Annotated in this window: 18 protein-coding genes and 1 pseudogene (1 of these 19 running past the window's edge); 14 read left to right on the top strand and 5 right to left on the bottom strand. The window is 64.0% G+C overall.

The genetic code is table 11. The features are described 5' to 3' along the window. The first annotated feature begins 49 nt into the window (after positions 1-49). Positions 50-982: a DMT family transporter gene (locus tag EN869_RS04665; protein ID WP_127225141.1), complete on the top strand. Its 933-nt coding sequence runs from the start codon at positions 50-52 to the stop codon at positions 980-982. Here EN869_RS04665 and EN869_RS04660 read toward each other — a convergent pair. Further along, positions 979-1,560, bottom strand: a complete 582-nt coding sequence (locus tag EN869_RS04660; RefSeq protein WP_127225140.1) for a winged helix DNA-binding protein — start codon at positions 1,558-1,560, stop codon at positions 979-981. The two genes, EN869_RS04665 and EN869_RS04660, sit on opposite strands and share 4 nt — an antisense overlap. A gap of 110 nt (positions 1,561-1,670) precedes the next feature. Between EN869_RS04660 and EN869_RS04655 the strand changes: the two genes are divergently transcribed. Both EN869_RS04655 and EN869_RS04650 read left to right on the top strand, forming a co-directional pair. Then, positions 1,671-2,795, top strand: coding sequence for an LLM class flavin-dependent oxidoreductase (locus EN869_RS04655; RefSeq protein ID WP_128334323.1), 1,125 nt, complete (start codon positions 1,671-1,673; stop codon positions 2,793-2,795). Positions 2,796-2,898: 103 nt separating this feature from the next. Continuing rightward, positions 2,899-3,402, top strand: coding sequence for a flavin reductase family protein (locus EN869_RS04650; protein WP_127225138.1), 504 nt, complete (start codon positions 2,899-2,901; stop codon positions 3,400-3,402). 158 nt (positions 3,403-3,560) lie between these two features. On the opposite strand, the gene ubiG is transcribed toward EN869_RS04650, so the two are convergent. After that, a complete protein-coding gene (gene ubiG, locus EN869_RS04645) occupies positions 3,561-4,310 on the bottom strand; it encodes a bifunctional 2-polyprenyl-6-hydroxyphenol methylase/3-demethylubiquinol 3-O-methyltransferase UbiG (RefSeq protein WP_127225137.1) in 750 nt (249 codons plus the stop codon). Between the two features lie 143 nt (positions 4,311-4,453). On the opposite strand from ubiG, the pseudogene EN869_RS34975 reads away from it, so the two are divergent. Together EN869_RS34975 and EN869_RS04635 are read left to right on the top strand one after the other, a co-directional pair. Further along, positions 4,454-4,594 (top strand): annotated as a pseudogene (locus EN869_RS34975) (putative glycolipid-binding domain-containing protein); the annotation flags it as partial. 114 nt (positions 4,595-4,708) lie between these two features. After that, positions 4,709-6,940 (top strand): diguanylate cyclase, encoded by a 2,232-nt coding sequence (locus EN869_RS04635; protein WP_127225136.1) that lies wholly within the window; start codon positions 4,709-4,711, stop codon positions 6,938-6,940. 2 nt (positions 6,941-6,942) lie between these two features. On the opposite strand, the gene EN869_RS04630 is transcribed toward EN869_RS04635, so the two are convergent. Next, the gene (locus tag EN869_RS04630; RefSeq protein WP_127225135.1) at positions 6,943-7,239 is read right to left on the bottom strand and encodes a hypothetical protein; all 297 of its coding nucleotides are present in this window, start codon (positions 7,237-7,239) and stop codon (positions 6,943-6,945) included. 213 nt (positions 7,240-7,452) lie between these two features. Here EN869_RS04630 and EN869_RS04625 point away from each other — a divergent pair, with 213 nt between their 5' ends. From EN869_RS04625 to EN869_RS04590, 8 genes are all read left to right on the top strand, one after another. Further along, positions 7,453-8,706, top strand: a complete 1,254-nt coding sequence (locus EN869_RS04625) for an aspartate kinase (protein WP_127225134.1) — start codon at positions 7,453-7,455, stop codon at positions 8,704-8,706. A gap of 83 nt (positions 8,707-8,789) precedes the next feature. Further along, positions 8,790-11,060, top strand: a complete 2,271-nt coding sequence (gene ptsP, locus EN869_RS04620) for a phosphoenolpyruvate--protein phosphotransferase (protein ID WP_127225133.1) — start codon at positions 8,790-8,792, stop codon at positions 11,058-11,060. 9 nt (positions 11,061-11,069) lie between these two features. Next, entirely contained in the window at positions 11,070-12,149 is a 1,080-nt protein-coding gene (gene prfA / locus EN869_RS04615; protein ID WP_127225132.1) for a peptide chain release factor 1, read from the top strand. After that, a complete protein-coding gene (gene prmC / locus EN869_RS04610; protein WP_127225131.1) occupies positions 12,142-13,020 on the top strand; it encodes a peptide chain release factor N(5)-glutamine methyltransferase in 879 nt (292 codons plus the stop codon). The genes prfA and prmC overlap by 8 nt, the downstream gene beginning before the upstream one ends. Positions 13,021-13,351: 331 nt before the next feature. Beyond that, entirely contained in the window at positions 13,352-14,365 is a 1,014-nt protein-coding gene (locus EN869_RS04605; RefSeq protein WP_245489362.1) for a DUF4167 domain-containing protein, read from the top strand. A 222-nt stretch (positions 14,366-14,587) separates the two neighbouring features. Next, positions 14,588-17,194, top strand: coding sequence for an ATP-dependent chaperone ClpB (clpB, locus tag EN869_RS04600; RefSeq protein ID WP_127225129.1), 2,607 nt, complete (start codon positions 14,588-14,590; stop codon positions 17,192-17,194). A gap of 116 nt (positions 17,195-17,310) precedes the next feature. Beyond that, positions 17,311-17,670: an MmcQ/YjbR family DNA-binding protein gene (locus EN869_RS04595; protein ID WP_127225128.1), complete on the top strand. Its 360-nt coding sequence runs from the start codon at positions 17,311-17,313 to the stop codon at positions 17,668-17,670. A 140-nt stretch (positions 17,671-17,810) separates the two neighbouring features. Beyond that, positions 17,811-19,355: a L,D-transpeptidase family protein gene (locus EN869_RS04590; RefSeq protein ID WP_127225127.1), complete on the top strand. Its 1,545-nt coding sequence runs from the start codon at positions 17,811-17,813 to the stop codon at positions 19,353-19,355. Here the strand turns inward: EN869_RS04590 and EN869_RS04585 are convergent. Further along, entirely contained in the window at positions 19,329-19,961 is a 633-nt protein-coding gene (locus EN869_RS04585; protein WP_127225126.1) for a TMEM175 family protein, read from the bottom strand. The genes EN869_RS04590 and EN869_RS04585 overlap by 27 nt on opposite strands. Before the next feature lie 276 nt (positions 19,962-20,237). Between EN869_RS04585 and EN869_RS04580 the strand changes: the two genes are divergently transcribed. Next, positions 20,238-21,791 (top strand): MFS transporter, encoded by a 1,554-nt coding sequence (locus EN869_RS04580; protein ID WP_127225125.1) that lies wholly within the window; start codon positions 20,238-20,240, stop codon positions 21,789-21,791. Here EN869_RS04580 and EN869_RS04575 read toward each other — a convergent pair. Further along, a protein-coding gene (locus EN869_RS04575; protein WP_167506944.1) for a M23 family metallopeptidase crosses the window boundary here: on the bottom strand, positions 21,788-23,092 show its 3' portion. 675 nt of this gene lie beyond the right edge of the window; 1,305 of the gene's 1,980 nt are visible here — the last part of the coding sequence; its start codon lies off the right edge, out of view; its stop codon occupies positions 21,788-21,790. The two genes, EN869_RS04580 and EN869_RS04575, sit on opposite strands and share 4 nt — an antisense overlap.

Here is a 23,092-nt window from a genome sequence, read left to right as displayed (position 1 = left end):
CGCAAGATGAACCGGCCGCCAAGCGGTCATGCTGCGACGGGACAGCCCGATGAAATTTCTCTGGGATTCGGCGATTGGCCTTCTGGTGGTGACGGGCGGGCTGCTTGGCATGACGCTGCCATTCGGCAAGCTCGCGACCGCGGCGGGTGTTCCGGCCATGGTCTGGGCCTTCGTCATTTCGCTGGGCGCCGGCGGCGTGCTGCTCTTGGCGCTTCTGCTGCGCGGCGAGCGCGTCCGGCTGACGCCGCACAAGCTGCGCTATTTCTTCATCACCGCCGCGATCTCCTATGCCATTCCCAATCTCTTGATGTTCTCGGCCATTCCGCATCTCGGCGCCGGCTATACCGGCATCATGTTCACGCTGTCACCGGTCATCACGCTGGTGTTCTCGATCCTGCTCGGGGTCCGGCGTCCCAACCTGCTCGGCGTCATCGGCATCGCCGTCGGCTTCGTCGGCGCGGTGATGGTGGCGCTCACGCGCGGCGAGGCCGGCCAGCCGGCCGACTATGTCTGGGTGGCCATCGGGCTCTTCATCCCGGTCAGCCTCGCGGCCGGCAACATCTACCGCACCGTCGACTGGCCGGAAGGCACCGGCCCGATCGAGCTCGCCGTCGGCAGCCATCTGGCTTCGGCCACGCTGCTCCTCGTCGGCATTCTGACGCTTTTGGGCTGGCAGGCCTTCGCCCCGCTCACCGGCGTGCCGCTGGTGATCGTTGGACAGGTCGCTTCGGCCTCGGCGATGTTTGCCTTCTTCTTCCGCCTGCAGGCGGTCGGCGGCCCGGTCTATCTCAGCCAGATCGGCTATGTGGCGGCGGCTGTTGGCCTGTTGGCCGGCACGATCTTCCTCGGGGAGCACTACCAGCTTCTGACCTGGCTGGGTGCGGCCATCATCACCGCCGGCGTCTTCATCACGACCAAGGCGCAAAGCCAGACCGGCGCGCCGATGCCGATTCGGATCGAGCCGGCGTCGTCCCGCAGCTAATCCTCCTTGCCGCCGGTTTCCGGCTGTGGATGGCGGCGGCGATGGGTGGCGGCGGCACGCGCCGCCTGCTCGTAAATGCCCGTCATCAGCTCCAGCGTGCGCGCGACGTCCTCGAGTTTTTCAGCCATCTCGGGAATGCGCTTCACCGCCTCGATCAGCAGGACCGAGCGGATATCGGCGTAGCGTTCCGTCACCCGATAGCCGAGCGGCGTCACCTCATACGTCACGCCAGCCCTGCCGCTGCCGGTGCGCGTGATAAGCCCGCCCTTCAACAGCTTGCGCAGGCTGTACTGGATGTTGGGAATGTCGTCGCGATTGGTCATTTGGGCGAGATCGCGGACGCTCTTCGGCCGGTCGTTCATCCTGATGATGTGGAGCAGAGCGTTTTCCGGCCCGCTGGCCGAAAACTCGATCACCGTGGCGAGACACTCCGCCTGCCAGTGGCCGAATGCCTCATATGAGCGCATCAGCGCGTATTCGACCTCGGTAACGTCGATCTCCAGCGGCGTGCGCGCCAGATGCCAGCCGCGATCCAGCAACTTGTCCTGTGTTTCCGAAGATTTGCGCCGATCGTTCATCCGCGTGTCCCTCGCGAGCAGCATGCGCCGAGCGAGGCGATTGCGTCCACATGAATTTATGATAGACTTTCTATTATAAATTATAACGAAAAACAGAGGAGAACATCGTCATGGGCATGCTCGACAAGTCCGCGCCTGGCGCGCAGCCTTTCTTTCTCGGCACCTTCGCATCCAATTGTTCCGGCGGCATGACCGTCACCAAAGTCGCCGAGCGCTGGGATAATTCCTGGGACAACAATCTCAAGCTCGCCCGGCTTCTCGACGATGCCGGCATCGACTTCATGCTGCCGATCGCCCGCTGGATCGGTTACGGCGGCGAAACCAATTTTCATGGCAACGTGCTTGAGACGATCACCTGGGCGGCGGGCCTGTTGGCGCTCACCCATAACCTCACCGTCTTTGCCACCACCCATACGGCGGCCAATCACCCGGTGGTCGTGGCCACGCAACTGGCGACCATCGACCAGATCAGCCGCGGCCGCATCGGCCTCAACATCGTCGCCGGCTGGAACAAGCCGGAATATCAGGCGCTTGGGCTGACGCTGCCGGACGACCACACCACACGCTACGGCTATGCGCAGGAATGGTTCGACATCGTGCGCGCCTTGTGGAGCCGCACGGAAGCCTTCGACTGGGACGGCAGCTGGTTCAAGCTCAAAGATGTGCTGGGCGATCCGCGCCCGTCGTCGCCGCTGCCGATCCTCAACGCGGCCGGCTCGGAAGAGGGGCGCAAATTTGCCGTCCGCAACGCCGATTTCCTGTTCACCCCGCCCATCGACCTCTCACGCTCGAAAGATGAGATCGCGGCGTTGAAGGAACAGGGCAGTACTGCAGGCCGGGACGTCGATGTGCTGACCTTCGCCCATGTCGTGTGCCGGCCGACGGAAAAGGAAGCCAGGGACTATCTCGAGCATTTCGGCCGCGCCAATGCCGATTGGGCGGCGGTCGACAATCTCGTGCGCCTCCAGTTCGCCCACGCGCAATCCTTCCCGCACGATCTTCTGGCGCTCATCCGCGACCGCATGGCGGCCGGCCATGGCGGCTTCCCGCTGACCGGCACGCCCGAGCAGGTGGCCGATGGCATCACCGCCCTGCACCAAGCCGGCTTCCGCGGCTCGACCTTGTCCTTCGTCGATTATGTCGAGGAATTTCCCTATTTCCGCGACACCGTCCTGCCTATCCTCGAAGAAAGAGGCATTCGCGTCGCACCAGCCGCGATGCAGTCGGCAGCCTAGAACGGCCACGCTTTGCTGCCCCATTTATAAGTTCGCCTTGACGCTATTCCAGACGGAAAGCCGCGGCGCATTCTGGAACTGCTTGCCGAAAGAGGAGAGAGCCATGTCCACGCCAGAAGCTACGGTCAGCGTCGCGGATTTTCGCGCCGCCATGCGGCTCATCGTCGGCAATGTCAGCGTCATCACCGCCGGCATTGGCGACGACCGATCCGGTCTCGTGGTCATTTCCGTGGTGTCGCTGTCGGCAGAGCCGCCGAAGGTGATCGCCTGCGTCAACCGCTCCTCGTCGACCTGGCCGATCATCGAGCGCTACCGGCATTTCGGCGTCAACTCGCTCGGCCCCCAGCATCAGCGGGTGGCCGAGCGGTTCTCGGGCTTTGGCGGCATCAAGGGCAAGGACCGCTACGAAGGCGCCGAATGGACGACGTTGAAGACGGGCGCATCGCTGCTTGCCGATGCGGTGGCCGCGTTCGACTGCAGCCTTGACGAGATGATCGACCGGGGCACGCACTCGATCGTCATCGGCTCGGTCGAGGCGGTCAGGACCCAGGATGCCGGCCAGGCGCTGATCTACTGGCGGGGCGGCTACCGGCCGCTGGACGCTTAGGGAATGCCGATATTCAGGTGATGCCGGCCTGCAAATTGTGACTTCCTGCGCTTCCGGTGCTCACGTACTTCAAGTACGCTCCGCCCCGGTTCTCGGAAGCCACAATTTTCGACTCGGCCTGACCTGAATCTCGGCGCTCCCTTCCGGGAGGGAGCACGTCAGACCGAAGCTTTTTCGGCCAGCACCATGTAGTTGACGTCCATGTCCTTCGAGCGCTGCCAGCGGTCGGCCAGCGGATGATAGATGACCCCGGTGCTGTCGATCACCGTGAGCCCGGCGGCGCCCAGCGCCTTGGCCAACTCTTCCGGCCGCACCAGCTTGCCGAACTGGTGCGTGCCGCGCGGCAGCCAGCGCAGCACATATTCGGCGCCGATGATGGCGAGGCCGAGCGCTTTCAGCGTACGGTTGATGGTGGCGACGAACATGATGCCGCCGGGGCGGACCATCTGGCCGCATTTGGCGACGAACAGGTCGATATCGGCGACATGCTCGACCACCTCCATATTCAGGATGACATCGAAGGTTTCGCCGGCATCCGCCAGCGCTTCCGCCGTGGTGGCGCGATAGTCGATGCTGACGCCGGCTTCCCCCGCATGCAGCTTCGCCACTTCGATATTGGTGGCGGACGCGTCGGCGCCGACGACATCGGCGCCAAGCCGGGCCATCGGCTCGCACAACAAGCCTCCGCCGCAACCGATATCGAGAAAGCGCAGGCCCTCGAAGGGCCGCGCCGCGCGCGGATCGCGGCCGAAGCGGGCCGCCACCTGGTCGCGGATATAGGCAAGCCGCACCGGATTGAACTTGTGCAGCGGGCGGAACTTGCCGTTCGGGTTCCACCATTCGGCGGCAAGGGCGGAGAAGCGCTCGACTTCTCCAGCATCGATGGTCGATCGGCGGGGTTCTGGCATGGCGGGTCTCCTCGACGCCAAGAACTCGGGTCCCGGCCTAAGAAAGTCAAGGCAGGTTTTTTCGGCAGCCACGAGCGCGCTGGGCAACCCGGCGATGGGCCCCGCCTCCTGTCGGCACCTGGCAGGTAGCTGTACGTCTCGATCAGACCTACCGTCGGCTCGACGAAAGCCGTTACCCCTATGCCGCGCCCATGTTCGGCTACGAGGCCGTGCTGGATGTCTCGGTGATCGGCTTGGTTCTCGATTATCCCGGCCTGTGGACAAGTGTGGCGCGGCCTGGTTGAGACGAAGCGGATTCGGCAGCCTTTAACATCAAATTTACCGGGTTGACGATTTCCTAGGACGTGGCCGGTCTTTGGCATGTACATTGCTGGCCGTGTGTCGAGAGAGAGGGCTTGATGCGCATCAAGACCCAGATCATAGCCACGCTCTTGAGCGCCGCGGCCCTGATCGGCGTGGTAGGCGCTATTGCCGTCTTCTCCCAGATGTCGGTCACCAAAACCGCGGCGTTAGCCGAGGCGACGGGCGTAGCGCGCCAGCTCGCCGAAGCTGTTGCCTTCAGGGCTTCGGACGCACCGCGCTCGCTGTTCGAGCGGCCCGCGGCGCTGCGCGATTTCGTATCCGCACAGCATAGCCAATCGAAACGCGATCTCGTCATCGTGGATCGCGGCAAGATCGTCCTGGCCGACGTGCCAGGCGAGGAACAGAATGTCGGCAAGCCGTTCGGTCACGATCACGACAATGAAGTCGGCCGCGTGCTCGAGGACAATCAGCCGCTTGCCTTCGTCGAGGACAGCGCCGACGTGCCGGAGCCGATCAATCTGGTCGCGGTGCCGATCGAGAGCGCGCCGGGCCAAATCGTCGGCGCGGTGCTTTTCGAATACACGCCGCTGCTGCGCGCCGCGCAGGACCGCACCAACGCCATGCTCTGGCTTGTCGGCCTTTGCACCGCGGCGGCCATGCTGATCGCCGCGTTTTCCGCCGTCCTGTTGCTCAATCGTTTCGGCGCCGGCCTCTCAAGCCTCAACCGGGGCATCGGCTCGTTGACGCGCGGCGATGCCGGAGCCCGCATCGGGCTGGTGTCCAGGGATGAGTTCGGACAGTTGGCGCAGGGGTTCGATAGCATGGCGTCGGAGCTGGAATCCTCGCGGCGGCAGCTCGTCGAGCAGAAGACCTATATCGAGGATATCGTGCGCACCGTAGCCGAAGGCATCGCCGTTATCGATGGCGAGGGACGGATCGTATCCGTCAACCCGGCCGCGGCCGACCTTGCCGGGCGGCACGCCAGCAGAATCGAGGGGCAGGAGTGGCGCTCGATCCTGGATATGCGAGGTGCGTCCGGCGACAAGCTTGCGCCCGGAACCTCCCCGCTCGAACTGACCCTTGCCACCGGTCGGCGGCATCAAGGCGAAGTGCGGCTGGTAAAGCCCGACGGCTCGCAACTGCCGGTGATCGCCAGTTGCAATCCGCTCAACCGGGCCGATGCCGGCATCGTGCTGACGCTCAGCGATATCAGCGAACTGCGCAGCGCCGAGCGGGCGGTCAATGACCGTGCCGAGGAACTGGCGGTGCTGAACCGGGAACTGAAACAAACCTCGGAAGCCACCAACCGCCTGGTCAAGCTCGGTGAATTGCTCCAGGCTTGCGTCACCTTTCAGGAGGCGTTTTCGGTGGTTGGGTCGGCGATGCCCGACTTTTTCGGCGGCTTGAGCGGAAGCGTCCACCTGACCAGCGCCTCGCGCAATCTGGTCGAGGAGATGGCGCATTGGGGCGAAATCCGCTCCAGCGTGGGGCAATTTGCGCCTGAAGACTGCTGGGCCCTGCGCCGGGGCCAGGAGCATGCTGCCGGTCCGGGCATGCTGACGCCGCGTTGCAACCACATCAGCGAGAATGACGGTCGCGGCTATGTCTGCGTGCCGCTGGCGGCGCAGGGCGAAACGCTGGGCATCGTGCATCTATGCGAGCCCAACGCCGCCGACAGGCCGGATTGGGTCTCGCAGCGGCAACAGGTGTTGCGCGGTGTCGTCGACACGCTGGCGCTGGCGCTCGCCAATTTGCGCCTGCGCGAGACGCTGCGGCAGCAATCGATCCGCGATCCGAACACCGGCCTCTACAACCGCCGCTATCTCGAGGAAACCAGCGGTCGCGAACTGAGGCGGATGGAGCGCAGCGGGCAGCCCATGGCCATGATCATGCTCGATGTCGATCACTTCAAGCAGTTCAACGACACCTTTGGTCACGAGGCGGGCGATCTCGTGCTCAAGCAGGTCGCCGCCACGCTGCTCGACCATGCCCGGGAAAGCGACGTGGTCTCGCGTTACGGCGGCGAGGAGTTCGCGCTGATGATGCCGGGAACCTCTCTCGCCGATGCCGCCGAGCGGGCGGAGGCACTGCGCAAGGCCATCAAGCATCTGCATCTGACGCATCGCGGCCGCACCCTGGGCACCATCACAGCATCGTTCGGGGTGTCCGCCTTCCCCGAGCTCGGCGCCTCATGGGTCGAAATCGTCAACGCGGCCGATCGTTCGCTCTACCAGGCGAAGGCGGACGGCCGCGACCGGGTCGTGGCCGGATTGGGCAAGGTCGATCCGGAGTGGGATATTTCGACTGCGGAGCAAAGGACCGGTTGACTTCAGCGTGAGAGGGCGATTTCGGCATGGCTCATGTCGACGCTGGCGGGCTCGATCGCCTGCAAGGCTTCGCTGTCGCCGATCTCGGCCATGATGCGGTCCGCTGCCGCCCGGGCCTGTTCCATGCTTCGCCAGCGCACGATATCCACCCACGTCCCATCCTCGCGCCTGCCGTGATGGCGGCTGAGAAAACCTGGTTGCCGGGCGAGCCAGTCACTCACGAGCCCGTTACTGGCGACAAAGCCGGCTTCGGTGCCGGGCTTGAGGCGGAACGTGACGATTTCCAGGGTATCGGTCATTAGAATCTCCAACAGGCCGTTTCGCCAATCTTATGGCATGATCGGCGACAGGATTCCGTCAGGAGAGACGGCGCGGGGCCGCATGTGGCCGCGCTCGCTTGCGAAGCCTTGCTGTTTTGGCTAAGGAGGCCGCGCATTCCGGCGCTGGGCTTAACCCGGCGTTTCCTCTCGTTCCGGCCCTGAGTCGGCTTCAGTCAAAGGCATTTCGCTTCCATGGCGCGTATCGTGATGAAATTCGGCGGAACCTCGGTCGCCGACATCGCCCGCATCCGCAATGTGGCGCGGCATGTGAAACGCGAGGTCGACGCCGGCCACGACGTTGCCGTGGTGGTCTCGGCGATGGCCGGCAAGACCAACGAACTGGTCGCCTGGACGCGCGAAGCCTCGCCGATGCACGATGCGCGCGAATATGACGCCGTTGTTGCGTCGGGCGAGCAGGTCACGGCCGGTCTTTTGGCGATCACGCTGCAGAATATGGGCATCCATGCACGGTCCTGGCAGGGTTGGCAGATCCCGATCAAGACCGACAACGCGCATGGCGCGGCGCGCATCCTCGACATCGACGGCGCCTTCCTGGTCAAGCGCTTCGGCGAGGGCCAGGTGGCGGTGATCGCCGGTTTCCAGGGCATCGGACCGGACAACCGCATCGCCACGCTCGGCCGCGGCGGCTCCGACACCAGCGCCGTGGCGATCGCGGCAGCCGTCAAGGCCGACCGCTGCGACATCTACACCGATGTCGATGGCGTCTACACGACTGATCCGCGCATCGAGCCGAAAGCCCGGCGTCTCGCCAAGATTTCCTTCGAGGAAATGCTCGAAATGGCCTCGCTCGGCGCCAAGGTGCTGCAGGTGCGCTCGGTCGAGCTTGCCATGGTACACAGGGTGCGTACCTTCGTGCGGTCGTCCTTCGACGATCCCGATGCGCCCGGAATGGGGGATTTGCTCAATCCGCCCGGAACGCTTATTTGCGACGAGGAAGAGATCGTGGAACAGCAGGTCGTCACCGGAATTGCCTACGCCAAGGACGAAGCGCAGATTTCGCTGCGCCGCGTCGGCGACCGTCCAGGCGTTGCCGCCGGCATCTTCGGGCCGCTGGCCGAGGCCAACATCAATGTCGACATGATCGTCCAGAACATCTCCGAGGACGGCAAATTCACCGACATGACCTTCACCGTGCCGTCCGGCGACGTCGACAAGGCGCTTGCCGTGCTTGAGAAGCTCAAGCCGGAAGTTGGCTACGATGTCGTGCAGTCGGAAGCGGGCATGTCGAAGGTTTCGGTCATCGGCATCGGCATGAGGAGCCACGCCGGCGTCGCAGCCACCGCCTTCAAGGCGCTGGCCGACAAGGCGATCAACATCCGCGCCATCACCACTTCCGAGATCAAAATCTCGATACTGATCGACGGTCCCTATACGGAACTTGCAGTTCGTACTTTGCATTCCGTCTACGGTCTCGATAAGCAATAGCAAGAACTGAGTCAGTTGTTGCGTGAGCGCCGGCCGCGGGAGAAACTGCGGCGGGCGAAATGCCCATTGGAGAACAAGCCGCGATGCGTGATACGGCCAGTGGCCCGCGCGTTCTGCTCAAACGGCTTCGCGAGCTCATGCAGGAGCCGCTGGAGCCGCAGGAGCGGCTCGACCGTATCGTGCGCGACATCGCCTCCAACATGGTCGCCGAAGTCTGCTCGCTCTATGTGCTGCGCGCGGACTCGGTGCTCGAACTCTATGCCACCGAGGGTCTGAACCCGAACGCCGTCCACCTGTCGCAGCTCAGGCTCGGACAGGGCCTAGTCGGCACGATCGCCGCCAGCGCGCGGCCGCTCAACCTGTCCAACGCGCAGGAGCACCCGGCCTTCGCCTACCTGCCGGAGACCGGCGAAGAGATCTACCATTCCTTCCTCGGTGTGCCGGTGTTGAGGGCCGGGCGCACGCTCGGCGTCCTGGTCGTCCAGAACAAGACCATGCGGCAGTACCGCGAAGACGAGATCGAGGCGCTGGAAACGACGGCGATGGTGATCGCCGAGATGATCGCCACCGGCGATCTCGCCCGCCTGACCAAGCCGGGGCTGGAGCTCGACCTGCGTCGCCCGGTGAGCTTCACCGGCCTTTCCTTCAATGACGGCGTCGGCCTTGGCCATGTCGTGCTGCATGAGCCGCGCATCGTCGTCACCAACCTGTTCAACGAAGACAGCGAGGAGGAGGTGCGCCGGCTCGACCGCTCGCTGGGTTCGCTCAGGCTGTCGATCGACGACATGCTGGAGCGCCGCGACGTCGCCTTCGAGGGCGAGCATCGCGAGGTGCTTGAGGCCTACCGCATGTTCGCCAACGACCGCGGCTGGGTGCGGCGGCTGGAAGAGGCGATCCGCAACGGCCTGACGGCGGAAGCGGCGGTCGAAAAGGTGCAGAGCGACATGCGCGCGCGCATGCTGCACATGACCGACCCCTATCTGCGCGAACGCATGAGCGATTTCGACGATCTCGCCAACCGGCTGTTGCGCCAGCTGATGGGGCGCGGTCCTGAGGATGTCGCGGCTTCGCTGCCCAAGGATGCCATCCTGATCGCCCGGTCGATGGGAGCGGCCGAGCTGCTCGACTATCCGCGCGACAAGCTGCGCGGCCTGGTGCTGGAGGATGGCGCGGCGACCAGCCATGTCGTCATCGTCGCGCGCGCCATGGGCATTCCGGTCGCGGGCCAGGTGAAGGGCGCCGTTTCCATGGCGGAAAACGGTGACGCCATCATCGTCGACGGCGAGGAAGGCACCATCCATCTCAGGCCGCAATCCGACCTGGAAGCAGCCTACGCCGAGAAGGTCCGCTTCCGGGCGCGGCGGCAGGAAGTCTATCGCGAGCTGCGCAAGAAGCCGTCTGTAACCAAGGACGGCGTTGCGGTCGATCTCCTAATGAATGCCGGCCTTGCAGTCGACCTGCCGCAGCTGACCGAGTCGGGCGCCGCCGGCATCGGCCTGTTCCGCACCGAATTGCAGTTCATGGTCGCCTCGACCTTCCCGCGCGCGGAGGCGCAGGAGCGGCTTTACCGCGATGTGCTCGACGCCGCGCGCGGCAAGCCTGTCACCTTCCGCACCATCGACATCGGCGGCGACAAGGTGCTGCCATACTTCAAGGGTGCCATCCAGGAAGAAAACCCGGCGCTCGGCTGGCGGGCGATCCGGCTGACGCTTGATCGTCCCGGGCTGCTGCGGACTCAAATCCGCGCGCTGCTGAAGGCCTGCGGCGGCCGCGAGTTGAAGCTGATGCTGCCGATGGTGACCGAGCTGTCGGAAATCGCGCAGGCGCGCGAGATCATCGACCGCGAAGTCCGGCATTTGTCACGCTTTGCCCATCACTTGCCCACCAGCCTGAAGCTCGGCGCGATGCTGGAAGTGCCGTCGCTCTTGTTCCAGCTCGATGAATTGATGAAGGCGGTGGATTTCGTCTCTGTAGGCTCCAACGACCTGTTCCAGTTCGTCATGGCGGTCGACCGCGGTAACACCCAGCTTGCCGACCGTTTCGACAACCTGTCGACGCCGTTCCTGCGCGTGCTGAAGATGATTGCCGATGCCGGCCAGCGCAACAATACGCCGGTGACGCTGTGCGGCGAACTCGCAGGAAAACCGATATCGGCCATGGCGCTGATCGGCCTCGGCTTCCGCTCGATCTCGATGTCGCCGGCATCGATCGGCCCGGTCAAGGCGATGCTCACCGAACTGCCGCTGCAGGAGCTGGAAGGCTTCTTCAACGACAATCTGATGGCGCCCAGCCAGAAGCTGCCGATGCGGGCCTTGCTGCAGGCCTTTGCCGACGACCGCTCCATTCCGCTATAGCATCCCGTCATGATCAACCTGCCCCGCGACCGCATGGATCAAGTCGTCAAGCGTTTCGACATGCTCGAAGCGCAGATGGCGGCCGGACCCGCCGCTGATGCCTATGTGAAAATGGCCTCGGAATATGCCGACATCCAGGAGATGGTGGGCAAAATCCGGGCGCTGCGGGCCGCCGAGCAGGAGCAGGCGGACCTCGAGGCGATGCTCGCCGACAAGGCGACCGACGCCGATATGCGGGCGCTGGCCGAGGCGGACCTGCCGGCGGTCGAGGAGCGCATCGAGGGGCTGCAGAAGGACATCCAGATACTGCTTCTGCCCAAGGACGCGGCCGACGAGAGGAACGCCATCCTCGAAATCCGTGCCGGCACCGGCGGCGACGAGGCGGCATTGTTCGCTGGCGACCTTTTCCGCATGTATGAGCGCTATGCCGCCGAACGCGGCTGGCGGTTCGAAACGGTGTCGGCCAGCGATGGCGACGCAGGCGGCTACAAGGAAATCATCGCCACGGTGTCAGGCAGGGGTGTCTTTGCCCATCTGAAATTCGAGTCCGGCGTGCATCGTGTGCAGCGCGTGCCGGCGACCGAAGCCAGCGGACGTATCCACACGTCGGCCGCCACGGTTGCCGTTTTGCCGGAAGCCGAAGAGGTCGACATCGAAATCCGCGCCGAAGACATCCGCATCGACACGATGCGCGCCTCGGGTTCCGGGGGCCAGCACGTCAACACCACCGATTCGGCGGTCCGCATCACGCACTTGCCGACCGGCATCATGGTGGTCCAGGCGGAGAAGTCGCAGCACCAGAACCGGGCAAAGGCCATGCAGATCCTGCGCGCCCGGCTCTATGACCTCGAGCGCAGCCGGGCGGACGAAGAACGCTCGGAATCGCGCAAATCGCAGGTCGGCTCGGGCGACCGATCGGAGCGCATCCGGACCTACAATTTCCCGCAAGGGCGCGTCACCGACCACCGCATCAACCTTACGCTCTACAAGCTCGACCGGGTGATGATGGGCGAACTCGACGAGGTGATCGACGCCCTGATCGCCGACCATCAGTCGAAGCTGCTTGCCGATATGAGCCTCGATGGCTGATCAACTGCCCGCCGCGCTCGGGCCGCTGCTCAGGGCAGCGCGCGAGCGTCTGGCCGCCGCCGGCATTGCCGATCCCGCGCTCGATTCGCGGCTGATCGTCGAACATTTCTCCGGCACGACCCGCACCCAGGCCATTGCCGAACCGGGGCAACAGGTGGATTCCGCGGCGCTTTCGGCGATCGAAACGGCCCTGAGGCGTCGCGTCGCAGGCGAGCCGGTGCATCGCATCCTCGGCTACCGCGAATTTTACGGCCTGCGCCTGTCGCTCTCGCCCGAGACGCTGGAGCCCCGCCCGGATACCGAGACGCTGGTCGACGCCGTCCTGCCCTTTGCCAGGACAACCGCCGAAAGGCTGGGCGAATGCCGCATTCTCGATCTCGGCACCGGCACCGGCGCCATTGCGCTCGCTTTGCTCAGCGCCGTCCCGACGGCCACCGCGACAGGCGTCGACATTTCGCTCGACGCGCTGGCGACGGCGGCCGGAAACGCCCGGAATCTGGGGCTTAGCGGGCGTTTCAAGGCCTTGCATTCCAACTGGTTTGAAAAAGTTTCGGGGTCCTACCATGTAATTGCCTCGAACCCTCCCTATATACCCAGTGGAGAGATTGGAAATCTGCAGGACGAAGTCCGCGATTTCGACCCGCACCAAGCCCTTGATGGCGGTGCGAATGGTTTGGACCCCTACAGGGTCATAGCCGCAGAGGCGGCAGGATTTCTGGAAACGCAAGGCAGAGTAGCGGTCGAGATCGGCCACACGCAGAAAAACGAGGTCAGCGGGATATTCGCGGCAGCCGGCTATGTGTTAGCCGGGACACATCGCGACCTCGGCGGCAATGATAGAGTTCTGGTGTTCGAGCGGCGAAAGCCCTGATGCAGTGCGAAAAAACCGCTTGGCAATACCAGGGAATGCAGTTAGGGTCCGGCTCAACCGGATGAGACGAAGCAGGCAGTGCTCCCAGCGATTCGGTTTTCCTTGGAAATAGCTGCCTTCTTGCGCAAACGACGCCCAAGCTTCGTGCGGGAATCGTCCGGCAAGTGATGTAACCGGAACAGGATGGCACGTGGCGCCAACGCAATTGATGCGGGCGAACGCCGGTGAAGAAACGAAACGGCTGGCTGCATGAGCGCCTCCGTTCGTGAAGAGTTTTTCGAAAATTCACTATGAAGAGAGTCTAATGAGGCCACAACAGCAGAACAGGCGCATGCGCGGTCGCAACAACAATGGCGGCGGCGGTGGCAACAACAACAACCGCAAGGGGCCGAACCCCCTGACCCGTACTTACGAGAGCAACGGCCCGGACGTGAAGATCCGCGGATCGGCTCAGCAGATCGCCGAAAAATACGCCACGCTCGCCCGTGACGCGCAAAGCTCCGGCGACAGGGTGATGGCGGAGAACTATCTGCAGCACGCCGAACATTACAATCGCATCATTGCCGCCGCGCAGGCGCAGATGCCGATCCAGAACACCCAGCAGAACCGCGACGACTTCGACGATGATCTCGATGAGGATCGCGACGAGTTCGATAATGCCGGCAACGCAAACGCCGGCGACTCGCAGGCCGCGGCGAACGGCTCCGGGCCGCAGCCGGTGATCGAAGGCACGCCGGCCGAACTCGCCTACAACCAGGAAAACGGCCGCGACAACAACAACCGCCGCGACAATAATCAGCGCGACAACAATGGCCGCGACCGGCATCGCGACCGCCGCAATGGCGGCTACGGCCAGTATGGCCAGAACAGTCAGCGTGGCGAAAACGGCCCGCGCGGCGAGCATGGCGGCCAGCAGTTCGACCAGAACCGCCGCAATGAGACGCAGGCGCAGCCCGAGGCCTCTGGCGAGGCCGGGACCCAGGCCGGGCAGGCGCCGCAGTTCGACAGTTTTTCGCCGGCAGCGCTCGCCGCGCAGGCCGAGCTCAACGAGGCCGCCATGGACAATGGCGGCGGTCGCCGGCCGCGGCGTCCGCGCCGCCCGCGCGGCAACTATGCCGACCAGGCCGGCAATGGCGAGCAGGGTGACCAGCCGCAGAGCGCAAGCCCCGAAAATTCAGGCGAAGCACATAACGCGGTGAACAATGGCGATGAGCCCGGCGCCAAGCCCGCCGAAGAGGCGAGGCCGACGAGCGAGTCTGTCGCCAGCGAGCCTGTCGCCAGCGAGCCGGCGCCGGTCGCCGGCGAAGCTTCTGGCGAGCCCGTGACCGCCGACGCGAACAACTGACCGAAACGCCATTTCAGGCATTGCAGACGGCGGGGATCTTTCTCCGCCGTTTTCGTTCGTGCGTACTTGGAATATTCTGCTTTGATCGACATCAAGGCGTCTTGAGGGACCGTGGCCCATACACCATATCTCGGCTGAACTGGGCTCGGCTCTTATGGGCGGGTCCGTCACCGCAGTCTGATCCGGTGCCGCAAAGCGGGCCGGTGATGGAAGGAGACAGATATGAATCTTGAGAAATACTCGGAGCGCGTGCGCGGCTTCATCCAGTCCGCGCAGACCATGGCGCTCTCGCGCAATCACCAGCAATTCACGCCCGAACATATGCTGAAGGTGCTCGTCGATGATGACGAGGGCCTTGCCGCGTCCCTGATCGAGCGTGCCGGCGGTCGTGCCCGCGACGTCAAGCTTGGCGTCGAGGCGGCGCTCGAAGCCATGCCCAAGGTCGAGGGCGGCAATGGCCAACTCTATCTTGCCCAGCCGCTCGCCAAGGTGTTTTCGACCGCCGAAGACCTGGCCAAGAAGGCCGGCGACAGCTTCGTCACCGTCGAGCGCCTGCTGCAGGCGCTTGTCATGGAGAAGTCGGCCAAGACCGCCGACATCCTGTCCAAGGCTGGCGTCACCGCGCAGGCGCTCAACCAGGCCATCAATGATATCCGCAAGGGCCGCACCGCCGATTCGGCGAGTGCCGAGCAGGGCTATGACGCGCTGAAGAAATACGCGCGCGACCTGACGGCTGACGCACGTACGGGCAAGCTCGATCCGGTCATCGGCCGCGACGACGAGATCCGCCGCACCATCCAGGTGCTGTCGCGGCGCACCAAGAACAACCCGGTGCTGATCGGCGAGCCGGGCGTCGGCAAGACGGCGATCGCCGAGGGCCTGGCGCTGCGCATCGTCAATGGCGACGTGCCGGAATCGCTGAAGGACAAGCAATTGATGGCGCTCGACATGGGCGCGCTGATTGCCGGCGCCAAATATCGTGGCGAGTTCGAGGAGCGGCTGAAGGCCGTGCTCAACGAAGTCACGTCGGCCAATGGCAACATCATCCTGTTCATCGACGAGATGCATACGCTGGTCGGCGCCGGCAAGGCGGACGGCGCGATGGATGCCTCGAACCTGCTGAAACCGGCGCTGGCGCGCGGCGAGCTGCACTGCGTCGGCGCCACCACGCTCGACGAATATCGTAAGCATGTCGAAAAGGACCCGGCACTTGCCCGCCGTTTCCAGCCCGTCTTCGTCGACGAGCCGACGGTGGAAGACACGGTTTCGATCCTGCGCGGCCTGAAGGAGAAATACGAGCAGCACCACAAAGTGCGCATCTCCGATTCCGCGCTGGTCTCCGCGGCGACGCTGTCCAACCGCTATATCGCCGACCGCTTCCTGCCTGACAAGGCGATCGACCTTGTCGACGAGGCCGCCTCGCGGCTGAGGATGCAGGTCGATTCCAAGCCCGAAGCGCTGGACGAGGTCGACCGTCGCATCATGCAGCTCAAGATCGAGCGCGAGGCGCTGAAGGTCGAGAAGGACGAAGCCTCGAAGGACCGGCTCGCCCGGCTGGAAAAGGAGCTTGCCGGCCTGGAGGAGGAGTCCACCGAGCTCACCTCGAAGTGGCAGGCCGAAAAGCAGAAGCTTGGCCTTGCCGCCGATCTGAAGAAGCAGCTTGACGAGGCGCGCAACGAACTGGCCATCGCGCAGCGCAAGGGCGAATTCCAGCGCGCCGGGGAGCTTGCCTATGGCAAGATCCCGGAGCTCGAGAAGAAGCTGAAGGAGGCGGAAGCGCAGGACGGCAAGACCGGCATGGTGGAAGAGGTGGTGACGCCAGACCATGTCGCGCATGTCGTGTCGCGCTGGACCGGCATTCCGGTCGACAAGATGCTGGAAGGTCAGCGCGAGAAGCTGCTGCGCATGGAAGACGAGATCGGCAAGCGGGTCGTCGGCCAGGGCGAAGCGGTGCAGGCCGTGTCCAAGGCCGTGCGGCGTGCCCGCGCCGGGCTGCAGGATCCGAACCGGCCGATCGGCTCGTTCATGTTCCTCGGCCCGACTGGTGTCGGCAAGACCGAGCTCACCAAGGCGTTGGCTAGCTTCCTGTTCGACGACGAGACGGCGCTGGTGCGCATCGACATGTCGGAGTTCATGGAAAAGCACTCCGTTGCCCGGCTGATCGGCGCGCCTCCCGGCTATGTCGGCTATGAGGAGGGCGGCGCGCTGACCGAAGCGGTGCGGCGCCGGCCTTATCAGGTCGTGCTGTTCGACGAGATCGAGAAGGCACATCCGGACGTGTTCAACGTGCTGCTGCAGGTGCTCGACGATGGCCGGCTGACTGACGGCCAGGGCCGCACGGTCGATTTCCGCAACACGCTGATCATCATGACGTCCAATCTCGGCGCCGAATATCTGGTCAATCTCAGCGACGACCAGGATGTCGATGCCGTGCGCGATGAGGTCATGAGCGTCGTGAAAGCCTCGTTCCGGCCGGAGTTCCTCAACCGTGTCGATGAGGTGATCCTGTTCCACCGGCTGCGCCGGCAGGACATGGACCGCATTGTCGAGATCCAGCTCAAGCGGCTGGAGAACCTGCTTGTCGACCGCAAGATCACGCTTTCGCTGGATCACGACGCGATCGAGTGGCTGGCCTCGAAGGGCTACGATCCGGCCTATGGTGCCCGACCGCTGAAGCGGGTGATGCAGAAGGAACTGCAGGATCCGCTGGCGGAGAAAATCCTGCTCGGCGAGATCCTCGACGGTTCGACCGTCAAGGCCACCGCGGGTTCCGATCGGCTGAACTTCCGCTCGAAGCCGACCGTGGTGGCGACGGAAGCCGCCGCCTGATCTCGGGCAGACGAATGAACACAGGCGCGTCGCACCGGACCGGTGCGGCGCGCTTTGTTATTTACGGCGAGCGCGCATAATCAACTGCCGATTCGGAACGGCTGGGGAGGGCCTCGTTGACGCTCGACGACTATAATGGCTTCTGCGCCTCGCTGCCCGCGACGACGCATGTGGTGCAGTGGGGCGGCGCCCATGTCTGGAAGGTCGGCGGCAAGGTGTTTGCCATCGGCGGCTGGAACGACGGCGGCCAGCTGTTCGTCACCTTCAAATGCTCAGAGATGGCCTATGACGTGCTGAAGGATCAGCCGGGCTGCCGGCCTGCGCCCTATCTCGCCTCGCGCGGCATGAAATGGATCCAGCGTCAGACAAGCCAAAGCATGCATGATGCGGCGCTCAAGGACTATCTGCGCGAGAGCCATCGCCTGGTGGTGCTGAAGCTGACGAAACTGGTGCGCGGCGAGTTAGGGCTGCGCTGACATTCATTCGGAGGCGTCGTGAAACGCCGGAAATCCGCCATCTTCATGCCCGGTTCATATTGGAACCTTAATTTTGGTAACTGGTTTGCTGGCGAAGGGTTCGCCCGCAGGGGTCCAGTGGACCGGAGAGCTCGACCGCCATGCTGCGCTTGATTTTTACCCTTTCGGCACTCGCGGCCGGGCTGGTGTCTTCCAGTGCGTTCGCAACGCCGAGCGTGGATGGTGCGCCGCAGGCGACACGGCCGGCCCAGCGCGGCGCGCTGATGCTGGCGCAGGAAGGCAATATCGACATCTACTACGACGCCAGGGGCAACCGGGTGCTGGTCGATGCCGATACCGGCAAGGTGATCGCCATCCAGCCGCCGGGGAGCAGGCTCGACCGCCGCGCGCTGCGCCGGCAGATGCGCATGCAGGAACTCGGCCGCGCGCCGGCCGATGACAACGACCGCTATTATCTCGACAATCCCGAGGACATGGCGCGCTTCCGCCGGCGGCAGCTGGAGGAGAATGGCCGGGTCATCCCGCCGCCGGTCGACGAATATGACCCGAACAGCGACGACAATTCCGTCGATGCCTATCCGCCGGCGCCACCCAATAATGACGAAGGCTCCGCGAGCACCTACCCGGCGGCGCCGAATACGATCAAGCGCCAACCGCTGAACGAGGCGTCGATCGATCCGGGACAGCCGGGTCAGGGCGAAGTGTTGCAGACCAATCCTGATGCCCAGGCGTCGTTGCCGCCGAACACGGGCGGCAAGGCGACCGTCGATCCATCGCTGTCGCTCGGGGTACGCCAGGACGTTGCGGCACTGCAGGTGCTGCTCGACCGCGGCGGCGCTTCGCCGGGCGTGATCGACGGGCGCTTCGGCTCGAATGTCGACAAGGCGCTGGCCGCCTACAACGAAATCAACGGCACCAATCTGAAATCGACCGATGCCGTCGGCATCCAGTCGGCGCTTGCCCAGTCCGGTGGCGACGCCTTCGCCTCCTACACGATCACGCCGGAAGATGTGGCCGGCCACTATGTCGCGTCGATCCCGGAGGACTACAGCCAGAAGGCCAAGCTCGACTGCATGTGCTACACCTCTGTCACTGAGGCGTTGGCCGAACGCTTCCACATGGATGAGACCTATCTGAAGTCGATCAACAAGGGCGTGGACTTCAACCGCCCCGGCACGATGATCAAGGTCGCCAATTTCGGCAAGCTGGTGTCGACACCGGTGGCGCGCATTGTCGCCGACAAGACCAAGAAGGAAGTCTACGCCTATGACGCCGGCGGCAAGCTGGTCGCGGCCTATCCGACCACGATCGGCTCGGCCGATACGCCATCGCCGACCGGCATTCATGCCGTCTCGCGCATCGCGCTCGACCCGAACTATACCTACAACCCGAACATCAATTTCAAGCAGGGTCAGAACGACAAGATCCTGACCGTCCCGCCGGGGCCGAACGGTCCGGTCGGCTCGGTGTGGATCGCGCTGGACAAGCCGACCTACGGCATCCACGGCACGCCGGATCCCTCCAAGATCGGTAAGACCGAGAGCCATGGCTGCGTGCGCCTGACGAATTGGGATGCGCGCGAACTCGCCAAGCTGGTGTCGCCGGGCGTCACGGTGGAGTTCGTCGGCGGACCAACAATCGCGGAGATCGGCGGGACCTCAACCGATGAGTTTACGCAGCAGTGAGCCGCGCGGCGCGGCGGCATAGATTAGCTGCACCAGCAGGATGAAGCCGATGCCGAGCAGCGGCGTGATCAGGCAAAGTGCCGCGCCGAGCGCCCACAGCGCCTGCGCCTTGACGATGCGAGTGTAGACGGAGCGCCGCGTTTCGGCGTCCACGTCCTCGGCGATCATGCCGTTCCTGTCGGCATACCACCAGCTTGAAAACAGGGTGGCGCCCAGCATCAGCAGATTCAGCCAGTAGACCAGCACCGCGATCCTGAATTCCAGGAAATCGGCAAGAAGGTCGGTGGAGAAGGGCAGCAGCGCGATGAAGGCGAGAAAGCACAGGTTCAATGTCGCGAGCCTGCGGTCGGATTTTGCGATCAGGCCATGCTGCGCCTGCTGGCCGAACCAGAAGATGGTCAGTGTGAGGAAGCTCAACGCATAGGTCAGGAATCGCGGCGCCAGCGCGAGGATGGCGGCAAGCAGCTCGCCTTCCGAATGCACCGCCTCATGCGACGGCACCCTGATCTCCAGCACGATCAAGGTCAGCGCGATGGCGAAGACGCCGTCGGTTACGCCGACGATGCGCCCGCGTCCTTCCGCCGACGGTTCAAGCGGCCGCTTCATGGCTTCCCCCCCTTCACAAGTAATGCGGGAACCTAACACGCGATTGGCGGTTTGCATCAGAATTGGTGGCCACCCCGCCACCTGGCTAGAGCTGGATGCTCTCAGGTCTGTTCGATCTGAAATCTGTATCCGTCTCTAGTCATAAGAAATGAAGCATGATGTCGCTCGAAAACCGCTTTACACTTTTCGGCATCATGTTCCGGCGTCATCTGGTTTCAAGAACAGCGATGCTCTGGCTTGTTGTTGCGCACATGACAGAGGGCTAAGCAGGGATTCATGTCATCCGCCAATGAAACGAGCGCTGATTCGCGTTCGCCCGCGCGTGCGAACGGTACCTTCTGTCCGCAGACGCGGCGCAAATTCGTGCTGGTCGCGGCAATCCTTGCCTCGGCGCTCGGTTTTATCGACGGTTCGATCCTGGCGATCGCGATGCCGGCGCTGCGCGTCGATCTCGGCGCCAGCCTTGCGGAAGCGCAGTGGATTTCCAACGCCTATGCGCTGACGCTGTCGGCACTCATCCTGGCGGGCGGCGCCGCCGGCGACCGGTTCGGGTTGCGACGCGCCTTCGTCACCGGAATCGCGCTGTTCATCACGGCCTCGCTCGCCTGTGCGATCGCGCCCGATCCGGCCATATTGATCGCCTTCCGCGCCATACAGGGTATTGGCGCGGCGATCATGGTGCCGGGCAGCCTCGCCATCATCGCCAAAGCCTATCCGAAGAAAGAGCGCGGCCGGGCCATCGGCATCTGGGCCGCCGCTTCGGCGCTGACCACGGCGCTAGGGCCGGTGCTGGGCGGCTTTGTGCTCACGACTTTCGGCGATGGGGTCTGGCGCGCGATCTTTGCCATCAACCTGCCGCTTGGGCTGATCTCGATCTATCTGCTTTTGGCCAAGGTGCCGGCCGACAAGCCGACCGAAAAACGCAACCTCGATCTCGGCGGTGCCGCGCTGGCGACGCTGGCTTTCGGCCTGCTCGCCTACGGGCTGACGGCAATGAATGCCGAAGGCGGTGGGATGCTGTCCAGCCCGGCTATCATCGCCGGCGTGGTCCTGCTTTTTGTCTTTATCTTTTATGAGTTCAGGCAGCGCGATCCGATGATCGATCTCAACCTGTTCCGCATCCGCGCCTTTGCCGGCGCCAATCTGGCGACATTCTTCCTCTATTTCGCGCTTTCGGCCAATTTGTTCTACCTGCCGATGCTTCTGATCGCCGGCTGGAGGCTGAGCGAGGCCGAGGTCGGCTTCATCTTCCTGCCGCTGTCGGCGTCGATCGCGCTTTTGTCCGGGCCGGTCGGTCAGTGGTCGGACCGGATCGGTCCGCGCTTTCCGATCGCCAGCGGCAGCATGGTCGTCGCCATCGCCTTCGCCGGCCTCGCCATGCTCACCTATTTCGGCATCCACAGCTTTTGGACCGGGACCTTTCCGCTGATGGGGCTGATGGGGCTAGGCATGGCGCAAGTCGTGTCGCCGTTGTCGACCGCGGTCATGACGTCCGTCGAGGACAAGGACACCGGCGCCGCCTCCGGCATCAACAATGCGGTCTCGCGCGTCGGCGGCCTGATCGCGGTGGCGGCGATGGGCTCGCTGGCGGCCTGGGTTTACGCGCGCATGGCCAGCAATGCTGCCGGGATACCCAGTTTCGGCGAGCCGCCCGCATCCGGTCTTTCGGCCAATGTTGACGCGGTCAGGGTCGCCGCAAGCGATTCGGCTTTCGCCGCGGTCGCGGCGACCACGACGCTGCTTTGCGTGCTTTCTTCAGTCATCGCATGGTTCACCGTGCCCGGGCAGGCCTCGCCCTGGCCGCGGCAGTCAAACGATTCGCGCGGTTAGTTCGGAAGCTGCGAATCAGTTTTGGCGCTGGCAACCTTCAGCGAGTTGCCGTCTTCCTGCTTCAAAAGATCGTCGATGCGCTCGCGCTCGCGCTTGAAGGCGACGAGATCGTCGCCCTTCAGCACCTTGCCGACCGGCAGGCGGACGCGCATCGAATCGACCTTGGTGCCGTTGACGATCAGCTCGTAGTGAAGATGCGGGCCGGTCGAGAGACCGGTCTGACCGAGATAGCCGATGACTTGACCCTGGCGGACGTGAACGCCTGGCTCGATGCCTTTGGCGAAGGCGCTTTGATGGTTGTAGGAGGTCTCATAGCCATTGGCATGGCGGATGATGATCTGCTTGCCATAGCCGCCGGCCCAGCCGGCCTTCTCGACCACGCCATTGCCGGCGGCGATGATCGGCGTGCCGATGGGCGCTGCCCAGTCGGTGCCGGTGTGCATGCGCACATAGCCAAGGATCGGGTGGCGGCGCGCGCCGAAGCCCGAAGTGAAACGGCCGTTGGGCAGCGGGTTGCGCAACAGAAACTGCTTCGCGCTCGAACCATTTTCGTCGAAATAGTCGATGCTGCCGTCCTGCATCTGGAAGCGGTAGAAGTTGCGTGTCTGGCCGCCGAAGGTCGCCGACACATACAAAAGGTCGGAATTGTCGGAGGTCTGGTCGTCGTTGTCGGGCTGCGAGAACAGCACCTCGAGGCGGTCGGCCGGTGAAAGCCGCGACTGGAAATCGACGTCGGAAGCGAGAAGCTTGATCAGCTTCTGCGTCATCGCCTTGGACATGCCGTAGGAATAGGCGGTGCGGTAGATGCCGTCATAGACATTGGGCAGGTTGCCGCGCACCACGACGGGCTGCGAATCATCGAACGCCGTCAAAAGCTCGGGATTGGCCTCCGGCTCCTGCGCCGGCACATATTGCCCGCGGTCGTCGAGCGCGATGGTCACGATATGCGTTGTCTTGTCGTAGACGCTGGTGCGCACGACCTTGGCGATATCGCCGCGCACTTCGAGGCCGACGCGCAGCACCGTTCCGGCCTTCAGCGCCGGGGCATTCAAGAGCTTGCTGATCGCCTCCGCCATGCCGGTGGCGTCAGCGCCGGTATAGCCCGAATCAGCATAGGCCTCGGCGATATTGGTATCCTCGGTGAAGGGGATGATTTCCTCGGCAAAGGCCGGCACCTGGTCGTCCTGCGTAGCGCGCGGCGCCACGGAAACGTTTTCCTGCGTGATTTTTACGTCATAGGAGCCAGCCATCGATTCGGCGAAGGCATCGCCGAATCGCTGCGGATCGACATAATGCAGCGC

It is taken from the genome of Mesorhizobium sp. M2D.F.Ca.ET.226.01.1.1, assembly GCF_004022705.2.
GTDB lineage: Bacteria > Pseudomonadota > Alphaproteobacteria > Rhizobiales > Rhizobiaceae > Mesorhizobium.
This window is presented reverse-complemented; position numbering and strand designations above follow the sequence as displayed.